Source organism: Paraoerskovia sediminicola, assembly GCF_030296575.1.
GTDB classification, from domain to species: domain Bacteria; phylum Actinomycetota; class Actinomycetes; order Actinomycetales; family Cellulomonadaceae; genus Paraoerskovia; species Paraoerskovia sediminicola.
The window spans coordinates 318829-334780 of the sequence record NZ_AP027729.1 but is presented as its reverse complement, the minus strand read 5'-3'; the positions used below and the strand labels follow the sequence as shown (position 1 = coordinate 334780).

The window sequence follows — 15952 nt, the reverse complement described above, 5'->3', positions numbered from 1 at the left end:
CTTTCGATAGTCCTGAATGCTCCTATATGCGGAGCTCACAGGACCTCGGAGGCAGCAGTGACCCAGATCGACCCGACCAGCGGCCCGGCCGCGAACCCGACGCAGGTGCGCTACCGCGGCCGACACCTGCCCATGGTGGCGGTCGTCGTCGCTGCGTTCATCGCCACCGCTCTCGCATACAGCGGCATGGTCCTGTTCGGGCTCGAGGTCGCCGGCATGCAGCCCGCCGAGGCGTACGCCCTCGCCGGGTTCCTCGAGGTGAGCCTCGTCGCGGTGGCGCTCATGGCGCGCAACGCGGCCCTCGAGGGTCGGCCGTACGGGGTGCTGCTCACGCTCACGTGGATCCTCTCGGGGACGTCCGGCGTGTTCGCCGCGCTCCACGAGGTCGCCGTCGCGAGCGCGAGCACCCCGTACATGGTGGTCTTCCGCTTCGTGCCGCCGCTGGTGGCCGCGCTCATGTGGCACCTGGCCCTGGTCGGCGAACGGCACCTGGTCACCGGTGACACCCTCGACGAGCGTCGCCGCGAGCACCGCGTCCACCAGTACGTGACCGCGCTCGAGCTCTGGCGCGACGCGCGTCTGGACAACGACGGCGGGCGGCGCGGCACGCAGAAGGTGCGGTCCACGCACCGGGACCAGCTGGCCGCCCGCGACCGTGCCCTGAAGCTCCTGACGGTCGAGGACTTCGAGCGGCGCATGCAGATCTGGGTCGAGCGCCTGGAGGCCGCGGAGCGGCACGGCAACCGTCTCGACCTCATCGGTGCGACCTCCGAGAAGCGGGGGACGAGCCGGGTGGCCTCGCCGGCCACGGTCGCGGCGTCCTCGGCAGCAGCCCCGGCGGCCGGCGTCACCGAGTCGTCGGACGACGTCGCGCCCGCCGCGCAGGCAGCGCGGCCGACGGGCTCGGGCGAGTCCCGGGAGGACGGCCCGCAGGAGCAGGCCGACGCCGAGAGGCCTGCCGTTGCCTCCGACGTGGACGCTGACGTGGCCGCCGACATGAACGCTGACATGAACACTGACGGGCAGGTCGACGCGACGGTCGAGGGCAAGGTCGACGGGACCGCCGATGAGACCGCCGATAAGACCCCCGACGCGGTTGTCGAGGCACCTGTCGCCACCCCCACCGCACCGGTCGTCCCCGGAGCGACGGTCGGCGGGACGGTCGCTGCGACGCTCGACGGTGCCGAAGCGCGCGAGAAGGAGCCGGCGCCCGCCGGCCGGTCGCTGCCCGCGACGGGTCACACGCGTCGCGTCGAGATGTTCGGCATCGGGGCCCGCCCCGCCGGGAGCTCGCGGCCGGTCCCGACGTGGGACGAGAACTGGGACGGGTCGAAGACCCGGGCCGCTGCGGCGGGCGCGGAGCAGCCGTCGCGCGCAGGTGACGAGCTCGGCGAGCTCGGCGAGCTCGGCGAGCACGTCGGGCACACCGCTGCCGACGAGCGCGACCGCCGCGGCGGGTCGGGCGCCGACGACGCCCAGGCCGACACCGACCGCGAGCTCGCGCCCGCCTGAGGTCTCGCGTCGCTGCTACGATCGGTTCGTCGCGACTGGCGCATCAGGTGGATCACCACCGGGGAGCGACGAGCTGTGCAGACTTCGGGTCGTTCGCCTGGGCCCCGGTCACTCGCCCGTGAGGGCGCGTGCCCGTGCGTGAACCCGGCGGGTGCGGGCTCTCAGTTTCGTCCACCGACAGTTCCCAGCTGCCAGCCCTGAGGAGAAGCATGAGCGACCAGCCCGGCTCCGCCGATGTCATGAACCAGAACATCTCCGAGCTCGACCCGGAGATCGCCGCGGTCCTCGACGGGGAGATCGCGCGCCAGCGCGGCACCCTCGAGATGATCGCGTCCGAGAACTTCGTCCCGCGCGCCGTCCTGCAGGCCCAGGGCTCGGTGCTCACGAACAAGTACGCCGAGGGTTACCCGGGGCGCCGCTACTACGGCGGCTGCGAGCAGGTCGACGTCGCCGAGAACCTCGCCAAGGAGCGCGCCAAGGCGCTCTTCGGTGCGGAGCACGCGAACGTCCAGCCGCACTCCGGCGCCACCGCGAACGCGGCCGTGCTGCACGCGCTCATCAACAAGGGCGACAAGATCCTCGGCCTCGAGCTGGCGCACGGCGGCCACCTGACGCACGGCATGAAGATCAACTTCTCCGGCAAGCTGTACGACGTCGCGGCGTACGGGGTGGACCCCGAGACGCACCTCGTCGACATGGACAAGGTGCGGGAGACCGCCCTCGCGGAGCGCCCCGACGTCATCATCGGCGGGTGGTCCGCGTACCCGCGCCAGCTCGACTTCGCGGCGTTCCGCTCGATCGCCGACGAGGTGGGCGCCAAGCTCTGGGTGGACATGGCGCACTTCGCGGGGCTCGTCGCCGCGGGCCTGCACCCGTCCCCGGTGCCGTACGCCGACGTCGTCTCGTCGACGGTGCACAAGACGATCGGCGGCCCTCGGTCCGGCTTCATCCTGTCCAAGGAGGAGTACGCGAAGAAGGTCGACTCCGCGGTGTTCCCGGGCCAGCAGGGCGGCCCGCTCATGCACGTCATCGCCGCGAAGGCGGTGTCCTTCAAGGTCGCCGCGTCCGGGGACTTCAAGGCCCGCCAGCAGCGCACGATCGACGGTGCGCGCATCATCGCGGACCGCCTCGTCCAGCCCGACCTGACCGAGGCCGGCGTCTCCGTGCTCACCGGCGGGACCGACGTCCACCTCGTGCTCGTGGACCTGCGTCACTCGCAGCTCGACGGCCAGCAGGCCGAGGACCTCCTGCACTCCGTGGGCATCACGGTGAACCGCAACGCCGTCCCGTTCGACCCGCGCCCCCGCGCGTGACGTCCGGCCTGCGGATCGGGACGCCGGCGCTCGCGACGCGCGGTTTCGGTGACACGGAGTTCGCCGAGGTCGCCGAGATCATCGCCGCAGCCCTCAAGGGCGGCGCGTCGGCGGACGTCGACGCGCTGCGTGCCCGGGTCGACCGGCTCACCGAGGCCTTCCCGCTGTACCCGGGCCTCGAGCAGTACTGACCGAGACGCGACGTCTCCGCTCGCCGAACCGGCGGTCGTGCGTGATCCGGACGACGGGATCACGCACGACCGCCGGGTCGGCCGCTGCGACCGCCGGTTCGGCGCGAGCGGCCACGTCACCTCACGACCGTCGACCCGTCGTCCGACCAGGAGCACCCACATGACCGCACAGATCCTCGACGGCAAGGCGACCGCCGCCGTCATCAAGTCCGAGCTCGCCGACCGCGTGACCGTGCTGCGTGAGCAGGGCGTGACCCCGGGGCTCGGCACCGTCCTCGTGGGCCAGGACCCGGGCTCGGTGTCGTACGTCCGCGGCAAGCACCGCGACTGCGCCGAGGTCGGGATCGCCTCGATCCGCGAGGACCTCGCCGAGGACGCCACCCAGGCCGACGTCGAGGCCGCGATCGACCGGCTCAACGCGGACCCGGCGTGCACCGGGTACATCGTCCAGCTCCCGCTGCCGAAGGGCATCGACACGAACGCCGTCCTGGAGCGCATCGACCCGGACAAGGATGCCGACGGGCTGCACCCGACGAACCTCGGCCGCCTGGTGCTGCGCACCGCCGAGCCGATCACCTCGCCGCTGCCCTGCACGCCCGCCGGGATCCTCGAGCTGCTGCGTCGGCACGACGTCGACCTCGCGGGCAAGGACGTCGTCGTGCTCGGCCGCGGGACGACGGTCGGCCGGTCGATCGGTCTGCTGCTGACCCGCAAGGACGTCAACGCGACCGTGACGCTGACGCACACCGGCACCAGGGACGTCGTGGCGCACCTGCGCGCCGCCGACGTGGTCGTCGCTGCGGCGGGCGTCCCCGGGTTCGTCCGGGCCGAGCACCTGAAGCCCGGCGCGGTGGTCCTGGACGTCGGCGTGAGCCGGGTCGTCGACCCCGAGACCGGCAAGGCGCGGCTGCGCGGCGACGTCGACGCGGGCGTCGCCGACGTGGCGTCGTGGCTGTCGCCCAACCCCGGCGGGGTCGGGCCGATGACGCGCGCGATGCTCCTCGCGAACGTGGTGGACTCCGCGGAGCGGGCGCAGGCGGACGCCTCACGCTGACGGCCCGGCCCGGGGTTCGTCGGATGTCGGAGGCCCGTGGTCTCATGGCTCCCGTGCTCACCATCGCCACGGTCAACGTCAACGGCATCCGCGCGGCCTTCAAGCGCGACATGGCCTCCTGGATCGACGTCCGGTCACCGGACGTCCTGCTGCTGCAGGAGGTCCGTGCGCCCGACGACGTCGTGGGCGACCTCCTCGAGGGGTGGCACGTCGCCCACCAGCCGTCCGAGATCAAGGGTCGCGCCGGTGTCGCCGTCGCGTCGCGGCTCCCCGTCCTGGCCGTGCGGACGGGGGTGTCGGACGCCGAGCCCGCCGTGGACACGGGGCGCTGGGTCGAGGCAGACCTCGAGCTGCTGGACGGCGGCGTGCTCACGGTCGTCTCGGCGTATCTCCACTCGGGGACGACGGCGAAGCCCGAGACCATGGACGCGAAGTACGCGCACCTCGACCTCGTGACCGCGCGACTGCGCGAGCTCGCCGCCGACGGCCGCCGCGCCGTCGTCGCGGGCGACCTCAACATCGCCCACCGCGAGGTCGACCTCAAGAACTGGAAGGGCAACCGCACGTCCGCGGGGTTCCTGCCGCAGGAGCGCGCGTACGTCGACACGTGGCTCGACGAGATCGGTCTCGTCGACCTCGGGCGGGCGCTCGGCGGCGACGGACCCGGCCCGTACACGTGGTGGTCCTGGCGCGGCCAGGCCTTCGTCAACGACTCCGGCTGGCGTATCGACTACCAGCTCGCGACCCCGGCGCTCGCGCAGGCCGCGGTCAAGGTCGAGGTCGACCGCGCCGAGACGTACGAGGCGCGGTTCAGCGACCACGCACCCGTCGTCGCGACCTACGAGGTCTGACGCTCCCTGATCGCCGCGCGCCGACGGGTCGCGGCCGGTTGAGCCGTCCCGACCGGCTCAGGCGCCCCGACCGGCTCAGACGTCGCGGCCGGCCGGAGCGTCGGCGGTCGCGAGCAGCAGGTCCGGAGCGGTGAGCCCCTGCTCGGCGAACGCCGAGACGACGGCGTCACCGATCTCGGTGGCGCGAGCCGCGGGGACCAGGGCGATCGCCGAGCCGCCGAAGCCTCCGCCGGTCATCCGTGCACCCAGCGCGCCCGCGTCCCGAGCTGTGGTCACGACGAGATCGAGCTCCCGGCACGAGACCTCGTAGTCGTCGCGCAGCGAGTCGTGCGAGGCATCCATGAGCGGGCCCGCCGCGTCGAAGCCGCCGGACCCCACGAGCTCCACGAGCTCCCGCGTCCGGCCGATCTCGGTGGCGACGTGACGCACCCGGCGGCGGGAGACGTCGTCGGGCAGCGCCTCGAGGGCTGCCGCGAGCTCCGCCGCTGCGGCGTCCGGCCCGCCGGACCCGGCCATGGCGTCGGCGAACTCGCGCAGCGACGAGACGCCCAGGGTGCGCGCCGCGTCCTCGCAGGTCGCGCGCCGAGCGGCGTACTGACCGTCGACGAGCTGGTGCTCCGCGCGGGTGTCGACCACGAGCAGCGCCAGCCCCGCCGCGTCCAGGTCGAACGGCACCTGGGTCGTGGCCTCGACCGGGTCGAGCCCGGGTCGGCAGTCGAGCAGCAGGGCGCTCCCGGCGGTGCAGCGCAGGGAGGCGTTCTGGTCCATACCGCCGGTCGGAGCGCCCGCGATCTCGTTCTCGGCACGGATGCAGGCGGCGGCCAGCTCGGCACGGCCTGCGTCGGACGCGCCGAGCCCGAGGCCCGCGACGTCGTCGAGCGCCACGGCGAACGCGCACTCGAGCGCCGCGGAGGACGAGAGCCCGGCGCCGTACGGGACGCACGAGTCCACCACGGCGTCGAAACCGCCCACCACGTGCCCGGCCTCGCGCAGCGCCCAGGCGACGCCGGCGACGTAGGCCGGCCAACCGTCCACGGATCCCGGGGCGACGTCCGCGAGGGCGAGCTCGCGGACCCCGGACTCCTGGGCCGACGCGAGGCGGACGCGGTCGTCCTCCCGGGGGCTCAGGGCGACGAACGTCCGCTGGGCGAGGGCGATCGGCAGGCAGAGGCCGGCGTTGTAGTCCGTGTGCTCGCCGATCACGTTGACGCGCCCCGGGGCGGACCAGACGCCCGCGGGATCGGCGTCGAACGTGGACCGGAAGAGCGACGTCGCCCGCGCGGCGCCCTCGTCACGGCTCCATGCCTCGTGCAGCGCGGTCATGCGGCCCCTCCCTTGCTGCTCGTGCTGTCTTCGGTCGTGCCGTCGGTGCCGTCGGCGCCTCCCTGGCCCGTCGTGATCCGCACGGGCCCCAGCTCGCGAAGCCTGCCGGCGATGCGCTCCGGCGTCGTGTCGCTGACCCAGGCGCCCATGCCCGACTCCGAGCCCGCCAGGTACTTGAGCTTCCCGGGCGAGCGGAGGATCGAGAAGATCTCGAGGTGCAGCCGGGCGAGGGGAGCGCCGTCCGCCGTCGCGTCGCCGTCCGACACGTCGGAGGACGGACCCGTGCCCGCACGCCCGGCGGTGACCGGTGCCTGGTGCCAGGCCGAGATGTAGGGCAGGGGGATCGCCGACCCGTCGCCGTCCACGAAGAACTGGTCGAGGCGGCGCAGGAGCGCGTGGTAGATCGTGACGAGGTCGTCGCGCTCGGCGTCGGTGAGCTCGGTGAGGTCGGCGAGGTCACGGTGCGGTGCGAGGTGCACCTCGACGGGCCAGCGCGCAGCGAACGGGACGTACGCGGACCAGTGCTCGCTCTCGAGGACGAGCCGCTCGCTCGAGCGTTCGTCGGCGAGGACGTCGCGCAGGAGGTTGCCGCCGGTGCTGTCGCGGTACGTGCGCGCCCGCTCGAGCAGCCGCTCGGTGCGCGGGGTGACGTACGGGTAGCCGTAGATCTGACCGTGGGGGTGGGGGAGCGTCACGCCGATCTCGCGGCCACGGTTCTCGAAGCAGAACACCTGCGCGACCCCGGGCTCGGCGGCCAGCGCCGCGGTGCGGTCGGCCCACGCCTCGACGATGGTGCGCAGCCGGGTGAGGCTGAGCGACCCCAGGGAGCCGTGGTGGTCGCTGGAGAAGCACACGACCTCGCAGCGGCCGGCGGCGGGTGCCGCGGCGTGGAGGGCGTCGACGGGCGCGACCTCGCTCGGCAGCGGTGCTCCGGGGACGCGCATGAGCGACGGGAAGCGGTTCTCGAAGACGACGACGTCGTAGTCGGTGTCCGGGATCTCGCCGTCCGAGTAGGCGGCGCCCGGTGTCGCCGGGCACAGCGGGCACGAGTCGGCGGCGGGCAGGAAGGTCCGGTTCATGCGGTGCGCGGCCATCGGGATCCAGTCGCCGGTGAGCACGTCCTGGCGCATCTCCGGGCCCTGGAACGGCCGCGGGGTGCCGTCGGGGCCGGGGACGTCGGCGTACCGGTCACCGAGGGGGCGCGCGTCGTCGAGCCGGCGTGTGAGCTCGCCGGAGACGTACTCCGGGGAGTCGTCGAAGTAGATGAGCTCGCGGCCGTCCGCCATGACGGCGGGGGTGCGGCGGGACAGGCGGTTCACTGGGCGTCCTCGGTGTCGTCGGTGGTGCGGGCACGGCCGCCGGTCTCGGTGGTGCCGGGGGCGACCTCGGCGACCACCAGCTCCCCGACGACCGCCTCGGCGGCCTCGCGCGCCGACCCGTCGAGCCCGGAGTCGGTGACGAGCACCGCGACCTCGTCGAGCGCGGCGAACCTGCTGAGCCCGGTCTCGTCCCACTTGGTGTGGTCGGCGAGCACGACCGTGCGCGCGGCCGACCGGATCAGCGCGGTGTTGGTCGCGCCCTCGTCGATGTTCGGCGTGGTCAGCCCGGCCTCGGCGCTCACCCCGTGCGCGCCGACGAAGGCCAGGTCGACGCGCAGGGTGGACAGCGCCCGTTCGGCGACGGGACCGACCAGGGCGTCGGACGGCGTCCGGGAACCCCCGTGAGGATCGTCTCCAGCGCGCGGTCCCCGGCGCCGTGCAGGATCTCCGCGACCGGGAGGGAGTTGGTGACGACCGTGAGCGGGCGCAGCTGCGGGTCGGCGGCGATCCTCAGCGCGAGCGTCGCGGTCGTGGTGCCGGCCGAGAGCGCGATCGCCGTCCCGGGGGAGACGAGGGCGATCGCAGCGTCGGCGATGGCCTCTTTCTCCGCCGTGCTCTGCGTCGACTTCGCGCTGTAGCCGGGCTCGTGGACGGTGGCGTGCGGCAGCACCGCGCCGCCGTGCACCTTCTCGACGAGGCCTCGCTCGGCGAGGTCCGCGAGGTCGCGCCGCACGGTCATGTCGGAGACGTCGAGCGTGGCGGCGGCGTCGGCGATCCGGACCGCACCGCTGCGGCGGATCTCGGCCAGGAGGCGCTCGTGGCGCTGGGAAGCGAGCATGTTCACAGTATTGAACACAAATGAACATTGCGCAACGAGGCGCGACTCCTGCCCTCGGACCGCCCAGCGCTGGTTCTGACCGGCTCCGATCAGGATCAGAGCGGGGAGATCCCCAGCGATCGGCCGGCGAGGTCGCGGCCGCGCACAGCGAGGCTGCGGGCGACGTCGTCCAACGCCGCCGCCCCGGCCGACGGCGCGCCGCCCTCCACGAGGACGGCGGGCGTCCCGGCGTCGCCGGCCTCGCGCAGGACGACGTCGAGCGGGACCTGACCGAGCAGCGGGACGTCGTAGCCGGTCGCTGCGGACAGGTTGCGGGCGACCCGCTCGCCCCCGCCCGAGCCGAACAGCTCCAGGCGCGAGCCGTCCGGCTGCTCCAGCCACGACATGTTCTCGAGCACGCCGGCGACCCGCTGGTTCGTCTGCGACGCGATCGACCCGGCGCGCTCCGCGACCTCCGCCGCCGCCGTCTGCGGGGTGGTCACGACCAGGATCTCGCTCCCGGGCAGGAGCTGGGCCACGGAGATCGCGATGTCCCCGGTTCCGGGAGGCAGGTCCAGGAGGAGGACGTCGAGGTCACCCCAGTACACGTCGGCGAGGAACTGCTGCAGCGCGCGGTGGAGCATGGGCCCGCGCCAGACCACCGGCTGACCCTTCGGCACGAACATGCCGATCGAGACGACCTTCACGCCGTGCGCGACCGGCGGCAGCAGCATCGAGTCGACCCGGGTCGGCTGACGGTCGACCCCGAGCATGCCGGGGATCGAGAACCCGTAGATGTCGGCGTCGACGATCCCGACCTTGAGGCCCTGCCGGGCGAGCGCGACACCGAGGTTCGCGGTGACCGTGGACTTGCCGACGCCGCCCTTGCCCGAGGCGATCGCGTAGACCTTGGTGAGTGAGTCCGGCTGGGCGAACGGGATCACCGGCTCGCCGACCCCGCCCCGCAGCTTGGTCCGCAGCTCCTCGCGCTGCTCGGCGCTCATCGCGCCCAGCTCGACCTGGACGTCCTCGACGCCCGACACCGTGAGCGCGGCGGCCGTGACGTCCTTGACGATCCGCGACTTCATCGGACAGCCGGCGACGGTCAGGTCGATGCCGACGACGGCGAGCGCGCCGCCCACGTCGCGCGTCTCCAGCCCGACGTCGCGCACCATCCCGAGGTCGGTGATGGGCCGCCCGATCTCGGGGTCGATGACGGAGGACAGCGCCTCGCGGACCTGGTCGGCGAGGGCCTCCAGCTCGGTCAGCTCGATGTGGGCAACCATGCCGTCCATCGTAGGGCGGCGCGGGCGGTGCTCAGCCGGGCCGGCCGACGACGGAGGGTGCAGGCGGTGCTCAGCCCTCGACCTCGTCGCCGGCGCGGTCCCCGACCTCGCGGCTCTCAGTCTCGCGCTTCTCGCTCTCTCGCTCCTCCGCCTCGCGTCTCTCGGTCTCGCGCCTCTCCGCCTGCCGCAGCGCGGCCTTGCGCTTCTGCGCCTTGCGCTTCTCGGCACGGCGCTCGTCCTCGGCCCGCTGCTCGGCCTCCCGCTGCTCCTCGAGCTCCTCGAGGAGGTTGCGCATCTCCGAGCGGAGGAAGTCTCGCGTCGCGACCTCGCTCACGGCGATCCGCAGGGACGCCATCTCGCGCGCGAGGTACTCGGTGTCGGCGAGGTTGCGCTCGGCGCGCTGGCGGTCCTGCTCGGCCTGCACGCGGTCGCGGTCGGTCTGCCGGTTCTGCGCGAGCAGGATCAGCGGGGCCGCGTACGACGCCTGCAGCGACAGCATGAGCGTCAGCGCGGTGAACCCGTTCTTCGCCTGGTCGAAGCGGAGGCTCTCCGGCCCCCACGAGTTCCACACGAGCCAGACGATGCAGAACAGGGTCAGGTAGAGGATGAAGCGCGGGGTCCCCATGAACCGGGCGATCGACTCCGAGAGCTTGCCGAACGCGTCGGTGCCGCCGAAGTTCAGGCGCGGGATGATCGACCGGCGCGGGTTGCGGGGTTGGTCGAGACGGTCAGCCACGGCCACCCCCGGTGCTCTCGGGCCGCGACCGTGAGTCTGCGCGCGAATCCGGGCGTGAGCCCGCACGCGTGTCGGCGCGGGCGTCCGCGCGCGCCGCGGCCCCCGCTGCGAACGCGGCCCGGACCGGGCTCGTGGCGGCGACCGGGGTCGTGGCCGCCTCGCGGTCGCTCCCGCCGTCGTCGTGCTCGTCGGACTCTCGCCAGTCGTCGGGCAGCATGTGGTCGAGCACGTCGTCGACGCTGACCGCGCCGACCAAACGACGGTCCGCGTCGAGCACCGGGATCGAGAGCATGTCGTACGTCGCGAGCTCGCGCGTCACGCGCTCCAGGGAGGCGGACTCCGGGACACCCTCGACGTCGGTGTCGATCACGGACCCCACGGCCTCGTGCGGCGGCTCGCGCAGGAGCCGCTGGAAGTGGATCACCCCGAGGAACCTGCCGGTCGGGGTCTCGAGCGGCGGGCGCGTCACGAAGACCATGGTGGCGAGGGCTGCCGGGAGGTCCTTGCGACGGATGCTGGCGAGCGCGGTGGCGATCGACGTCTCGGGGGACAGGATGACCGGTTCGGTCGTCATCAGACCGCCCGCGGTGTCCTCGTCGTAGGCGAGCAGCCGCCGCACGTCCTTGGCGTCCTCGGGTTCCATGCGCTCGAGCAGCTCGGCCGCCTGGGCGTCGCTCAGCTCGTGCAGGAGGTCGGCGGCGTCGTCCGGCTGCATCGCTTCGAGGACGTCGGCCGCACGGTCGGTGTCCAGGTTCGACAGGATCGAGACCTGGTCGTCCTCGGGGAGCTCCTCGAGGACGTCGGCGAGCCGCTCGTTGTCGAGCGCCGCCGCGACCTCGTGGCGGCGGGTGTCCGCGAGGTCGTGCATGACGTCCGCGAGGTCGGCTGCCTTCATGTCGTCGTAGGCGGCGAGCAGCATCGCGGCGCCCTGGGAGCCCGTCGTGGCGGCGAGGCCGCTGACCTCGGTGACCTCGATGGTCTGGGTCTCGCCGCGCCGTCGGATCCCCAGGGTCCCCTTGTGGGTGGCCTGGCGGCGGACGAACAGCTTGTCGACGAGCCAGTCCCCGCTGCGCTGCTGCGAGATCGCGAGGTCGAGGACGGTCGCGCTGCCGGAGCCGTCCGTCAGCGTGACGGCGCGCTCGAGGAGCTCGCCGACGGCGAGGGTCTCGAGCGCGCGCTGCTCGAACCGGCGCATGTTCAGCAGCCCGGTGCTGATCACCTGACCGGAGTCCATGCTCGTCACGCGGGTGAGGGGAGAAAGACGCGGCGCTTGCCGGGGACCTCGACCACGAGCCCGACGGCGCGAGGCTGGCCCTTGGGCCGGACGATGACGACGACGTCGCGCACCTTGCCCACCTGGTCGCCCAGGGGGTCGAACACGGGGGTACCCGCGAGCCGTGCGACGTAGACCCTGGTTGCGCTCACGTCGCAAGACTACGCACTGGTGCTGCGCCCGCGGCGAACAAGCGCTGTTCGGTGCCCGAGGCCCTCGCTTCACCCCGGCGCCTGCGGGACAATGCCGACATGAGCATGTCGCGACCGAACACGCCCCTGAAGGTCCCCACGCTGCCGCAGGGGACGTCATCGCCGGCTACCGCACCTATCTCGAGGCGCAGAAGGCGGTCGACTACCTCGCCGACAGCCGCTTCGCCGTCGGGTACGTGACGATCGTCGGCAACGACCTGAAGATGGTCGAGCGCGTGATCCGGCGCCTGACCTACGGTCGCGTCGCGCTGGGCGGGCTGGCCTCGGGCGCCTGGTTCGGCCTGTTCGTCGGTCTCCTCCTCATGCTCTTCGGCTCCGCCGCGGGCGGTGCCGTGGGCGGGCTGCTCATCACCGCCATCGTGCTCGGCGCCGCGTTCGGCCTCCTGCTCGCCGTCCTCGGCTTCGCGATGTCAGGACGCAAGCGCGACTTCTCGTCGTCCAGCCAGATCGTCGCCTCGGAGTACTCGATCCTGTGCGCCACCGAGCACGCGGGCGAGGCGCGGCGCGTGCTCGCGGCCTACGCGGCGGGTGTCCCCGCGGGCGGCGGGCCCGCGCCGGAGGGTGCTCCTGGGCCGAGCGCTGGTCCGAACGGTGGGCCGAACGGTGGGCCGAACGGACGGCACGGCCGCCCGGACGCGCCTCACGGCGGCGGCTACGGAGGTGGCTACGGCGGTGGCTACGGCGGTTCGCAGCAGCCCCCGTACGGCGCCCCCGGTCCGTACGGTGCCCCTGGCCCGTACGGCCAGCCCCCGCAGGGCGGTCAGCACCCGCAGGGTGGCCAGCAGGGTCAGGGTGTGCCTCCGGCAGGGAGCGCCCCCTCGGCGCCGCCCGCGTGGCCGACCCCGCCTCAGCAGTCCGCGCAGGGCGGCGGGCAGGCGCCGGCAGGCAGCAGCGCAGGCGGTGCCGGTGTCGACGACGCCGCAGGCTCGCGGCCCCCGTCAGCCCCCGACCCGCGCTTCGTCACCTCGAGCGGCGCGCCTCGGTACGGCGCGATGATCTCCGACTACGCGACCCCGCCTGCGCCGGCGGCTGATCCCGAGCCCGCCGGGGACCCGGCGCCCGTGGCGGAGGTAGCCTCTGCCTCCGAGCCAGATCCCACGTCCGAGCCAGCGCCCAGGTCAGGGGCCGCGCCCGCGTCGGAGTCGGTGCCCGGGACCGAGAGCGCGGCGGCGACGGACCGTCAAGCGGCCACGGTGGCAGCGCCCGGCTCCGAGAACGAGCCCGAGCACGAGAGCTCGGAGCCGAGCCGGGACGTCGACGCCGCAGATCAGGCAGACTCGCACGGGCCGTCGGGCCAGTCAGAATCTGCGGACCAGGCAGAACGTGCGGACGCGGCAGAGCAGTCAGATCCTGCGGACCAGTCAGAATCCGCAGACGACACGCGCCGGGACTGAGCCGGGCCCTGCACACTTGGAATGAACTGGGCCCTCACGCTCGGACTGAACTGGGCCACGCACGGACTGAACTGGGCCACGCACGCCTGGACTGAGCCGAGCGACGCGCTCCGACACAGCGCGACCAGGCGGTCCGCGCATCCCGACCGTGAGATCGGTGCACGGATCGCCTGGCCACTGCCACTGCCGCTACCACTGCCACTGCCACTCGCGGGGCCACTGTCACTGCCACTGCCACTGCCCCGGCGACGTCGCCAGGACAGCGGTGACGGGTCCGGGGCTCAGCCGCGGACCGAGCGCATCCACTCCTCGAGCGCCTCGGGCGTCCGGGGCAGCGCGGCCGAGAGGTTCTCGTTGCCGTCCTCGGTGACGAGGACGTCGTCCTCGATGCGGATCCCGATGCCCCGGTACTCCTCGGGCACCGTGAGGTCGTCGGCCTTGAAGTAGAGGCCGGGCTCGATCGTGAACACCATGCCGGGCTCGAGGATCCCGTCCATGTACATGTCCCGGCGCGCCTGCGCGCAGTCGTGGACGTCGATGCCCAGGTGGTGGCTCGTGCCGTGCACCATCCAGCGGCGGTGCTGCTGACCCTCGGGCGTCAGCGACTCCTCGGCGGACACCGGGAGCAGGCCCCACTCCTCGAGCCGGGCGGCGAGGACCTTCATCGCCGCGTCGTGCAGGTCGCGGAACTTCGCCCCGGGCCTGGCGACCGCGAACGAGGCGTCCGCCGCGTCGAGCACGGCCTGGTAGATCCGGCGCTGGACGTCGCTGTACTCGCCGTCGACCGGCAGGGTCCGGGTCACGTCCGCGGTGTACAGCGAGTCGACCTCGACGCCTGCGTCGACGAGCACGAGCTCGCCCTCGCGGACGGCGCCGTCGTTCGTCGTGTAGTGGAGCGTCGTCGCGTGGGCCCCGGCGGCCGCGATCGTCTCGTAGCCGACCGCGTTGCCCTCGAGCCGGGCGTGGGCGTCGAACGTCGTCTCGATGACCCGCTCCCCGCGGCGGTGCTCGGTGGCGCGGCGCAGGTTCCGGACGATCTCGGCGAACCCGTCGAGCGTGGTGTCGACCGCGAGCCGCATCTGCCCGATCTCGTAGTCGTCCTTGACGAGGCGGAGCTCCGAGACCGCCTCGCTGAGCACGTCGTCACCGCTGGTCTCCTCGGTCTCGGACGATGCTGCGCCGGCCTCGGCCCGGATCGCCTCGACGAGCGCCTCGATCTCCTCGTCGGCCCCCTCGACGACCAGCAGCCGGACGCCGCCCTCGCCGACGTCCTTCGCGAGCGCGTCACGCAGCTCGTCGATGTGGCGGGCCTCGATGCCGGTCGCCTCGGACACGTCGTCCAGGGTCGGGCGGGCGCCGACCCAGAACTCGCCGTAGCGGGCGTCGGCGTAGAACTCGGTCGTGTCGCGGGGCGCGAGCGGCCGCACGTAGAGCACGGCGTGGTGGTTGCCCCCGCCGTCCCCGGAGCCCTCCTCGACGGGGTGGAGGACGAGGACGGCGTCCGGCTCCTGGTCCGTGCCGAAGCCGGTGAGGTGGGCGAACGCGGAGTGGGGGCGGAACCGGTAGTCGCAGTCGTTGCTGCGCACCTTGAGGCCGCCCGCCGGGACGACGAGCCGCGTGCCCGCGAACGACGCGGAGAGCGTCGAGCGGCGAGCGGCGGTGAACTCGGCGACGGGGAGCGGGTCACCGCTCAGGTCGGGCCGCGGTGCCCATCCGCTGGTCATGAAGGCCTTGAAGGCTTCGGAGCTGGGTCGCTCTGAGCGGTTGTTCACCCGCTCGGCGAGCGCCTGGTCGTCGGTCGGGCGGGTCGCGCCCTCGGTGCCGTCTGTGCTGGTGTGCTGCGTCATGGATCCAGTCTCGCACCGTGGCCGTGCGCGGCGCGATCCTGCAGGTCGGTGAGCACGGTGTCGAGGACGGCGTCGAAGGCGCGGGGCGCGTCGGTGTTCACGTCGTGGCCTGCGCGCGGCACCAGGACGAGGTGTCCGTCCCTCGCCCGGGCGAGGTGCCGCGTCTCCTCGAGCCGCATGATGTCCCTTGCGCCGTTGACGAACCAGATCGGGGACCTGATCGCCGCGACGTCGCGCAGCGTGGAGCGGCCTGCGATCTCGCCCAGGGCCGCGGTGACCACCTCCCAGCCGGGACCCGTCCCGGGAGGGTGCCCGACGTCGTCCGACACCCTGGGCGGGCCCGTCACCGGGGACCCGGCCCGCGGCCGGTGGAGCCGGGAGAAGAGCGAGACCGTGGCCGCCGCCAGCGCGCGGTAGGCGAGGACGGGCTTGCCGCGCGGGCTCGCGGTGCACGCCGCCGCGACGACGGCGGCGACCTGCGCGCCGTTCAGCGTGGCGCGTCCGGGGTCTGCTGCGTACGCGAGGCAGACGTGGCCGCCGAGCGAGAGGCCGACCAGGACGACGGGGGAGCCCGTCGGGAACGTGGCGACGGCGTCGTCGATCGTCGCGAGCGCACCCGCCAGCGTGAAGTCCTCGCCCTGGCGGGAGCCGTGCGCGGGCAGGTCGACGGCGACGGCCCGGCACCCCGCGGCGCGCAGGTGGCGGACCTGACCGTCCCAGATGCGCGACGACGTCCGGAGCCCGTGGACCAGGACGACGGCCGGGGACGGCGTCGGGACCGGCGGACGTGGCGGGGGCATGCCTCATGGTGGACCGCACCAGCA

The 15952-nt window shown here is 73.4% G+C and carries 11 protein-coding genes, 3 pseudogenes and 1 riboswitch; of the genes and pseudogenes, 5 read left to right on the top strand and 9 right to left on the bottom strand.

Annotated elements, in window-relative coordinates; genetic code table 11:
* Positions 1–57: 57 nt before the first annotated feature.
* From QUE47_RS01740 to QUE47_RS01725, 4 genes and pseudogenes are all read left to right on the top strand, one after another.
* Complete coding sequence (locus QUE47_RS01740; protein WP_286218318.1) at positions 58–1512, top strand: hypothetical protein; 1455 nt, start codon at positions 58–60, stop codon at positions 1510–1512.
* 21 nt (positions 1513–1533) lie between these two features.
* A riboswitch (ZMP/ZTP riboswitch) is annotated at positions 1534–1622 on the top strand.
* 99 nt (positions 1623–1721) lie between these two features.
* Positions 1722–3016, top strand: a pseudogene (gene glyA / locus QUE47_RS01735) (serine hydroxymethyltransferase).
* 160 nt (positions 3017–3176) lie between these two features.
* The gene (locus tag QUE47_RS01730; protein ID WP_286218317.1) at positions 3177–4070 is read left to right on the top strand and encodes a bifunctional methylenetetrahydrofolate dehydrogenase/methenyltetrahydrofolate cyclohydrolase; all 894 of its coding nucleotides are present in this window, start codon (positions 3177–3179) and stop codon (positions 4068–4070) included.
* Between the two features lie 53 nt (positions 4071–4123).
* Positions 4124–4921: an exodeoxyribonuclease III gene (locus QUE47_RS01725; RefSeq protein WP_286218316.1), complete on the top strand. Its 798-nt coding sequence runs from the start codon at positions 4124–4126 to the stop codon at positions 4919–4921.
* A gap of 75 nt (positions 4922–4996) precedes the next feature.
* Here QUE47_RS01725 and galK read toward each other — a convergent pair whose 3' ends face one another.
* The 7 genes and pseudogenes from galK to QUE47_RS01690 form a co-directional block, all read right to left on the bottom strand.
* Positions 4997–6244, bottom strand: a complete 1248-nt coding sequence (galK, locus tag QUE47_RS01720) for a galactokinase (RefSeq protein ID WP_286218315.1) — start codon at positions 6242–6244, stop codon at positions 4997–4999.
* Positions 6241–7530 (bottom strand): galactose-1-phosphate uridylyltransferase, encoded by a 1290-nt coding sequence (gene galT / locus QUE47_RS01715; RefSeq protein ID WP_434019746.1) that lies wholly within the window; start codon positions 7528–7530, stop codon positions 6241–6243. The genes galK and galT overlap by 4 nt, the downstream gene beginning before the upstream one ends.
* Before the next feature lie 29 nt (positions 7531–7559).
* Entirely contained in the window at positions 7560–7901 is a 342-nt protein-coding gene (locus QUE47_RS01710; protein ID WP_286219351.1) for a DeoR/GlpR family DNA-binding transcription regulator, read from the bottom strand.
* Positions 7862–8401: a DeoR/GlpR family DNA-binding transcription regulator gene (locus tag QUE47_RS01705; protein WP_286218313.1), complete on the bottom strand. Its 540-nt coding sequence runs from the start codon at positions 8399–8401 to the stop codon at positions 7862–7864. The genes QUE47_RS01710 and QUE47_RS01705 overlap by 40 nt, the downstream gene beginning before the upstream one ends.
* A gap of 95 nt (positions 8402–8496) precedes the next feature.
* On the bottom strand, positions 8497–9666 hold the full coding sequence (locus tag QUE47_RS01700) for an Mrp/NBP35 family ATP-binding protein (protein WP_286218312.1): 1170 nt from the start codon (positions 9664–9666) through the stop codon (positions 8497–8499).
* A gap of 229 nt (positions 9667–9895) precedes the next feature.
* Positions 9896–10402, bottom strand: a pseudogene (locus tag QUE47_RS01695) (DUF1003 domain-containing protein); the annotation flags it as partial.
* Between the two features lie 178 nt (positions 10403–10580).
* Positions 10581–11827 (bottom strand): annotated as a pseudogene (locus QUE47_RS01690) (magnesium transporter MgtE N-terminal domain-containing protein); the annotation flags it as partial.
* On the opposite strand from QUE47_RS01690, the gene QUE47_RS01685 reads away from it, so the two are divergent.
* Entirely contained in the window at positions 11818–13281 is a 1464-nt protein-coding gene (locus QUE47_RS01685; protein WP_350227713.1) for a general stress protein, read from the top strand. The pseudogene QUE47_RS01690 and the gene QUE47_RS01685 overlap by 10 nt on opposite strands.
* Positions 13282–13562: 281 nt before the next feature.
* Here QUE47_RS01685 and QUE47_RS01680 read toward each other — a convergent pair whose 3' ends face one another.
* Positions 13563–15128, bottom strand: coding sequence for an aminopeptidase P family protein (locus QUE47_RS01680; RefSeq protein ID WP_286218309.1), 1566 nt, complete (start codon positions 15126–15128; stop codon positions 13563–13565).
* Positions 15125–15928, bottom strand: coding sequence for an alpha/beta fold hydrolase (locus QUE47_RS01675; RefSeq protein WP_286218308.1), 804 nt, complete (start codon positions 15926–15928; stop codon positions 15125–15127). The genes QUE47_RS01680 and QUE47_RS01675 overlap by 4 nt, the downstream gene beginning before the upstream one ends.
* Positions 15929–15952: the final 24 nt, after the last annotated feature.

Excerpts from the sequence above, each read along its gene's own strand:
- QUE47_RS01730 (WP_286218317.1), top strand. The coding sequence starts at position 3,177 with ATGACCGCACAGATCCTCGACGGCAAGGCGACCGCCGCCGTCATCAAG.
- galK (WP_286218315.1), bottom strand. The coding sequence starts at position 6,244 with ATGACCGCGCTGCACGAGGCATGGAGCCGTGACGAGGGCGCCGCGCGG.
- galT (WP_434019746.1), bottom strand. The coding sequence starts at position 7,530 with ATGGCGGACGGCCGCGAGCTCATCTACTTCGACGACTCCCCGGAGTAC.
- QUE47_RS01705 (WP_286218313.1), bottom strand. The coding sequence starts at position 8,401 with ATGCTCGCTTCCCAGCGCCACGAGCGCCTCCTGGCCGAGATCCGCCGC.
- QUE47_RS01700 (WP_286218312.1), bottom strand. The coding sequence starts at position 9,666 with ATGGTTGCCCACATCGAGCTGACCGAGCTGGAGGCCCTCGCCGACCAG.
- QUE47_RS01680 (WP_286218309.1), bottom strand. The coding sequence starts at position 15,128 with ATGACGCAGCACACCAGCACAGACGGCACCGAGGGCGCGACCCGCCCG.
- QUE47_RS01675 (WP_286218308.1), bottom strand. The coding sequence starts at position 15,928 with ATGCCCCCGCCACGTCCGCCGGTCCCGACGCCGTCCCCGGCCGTCGTC.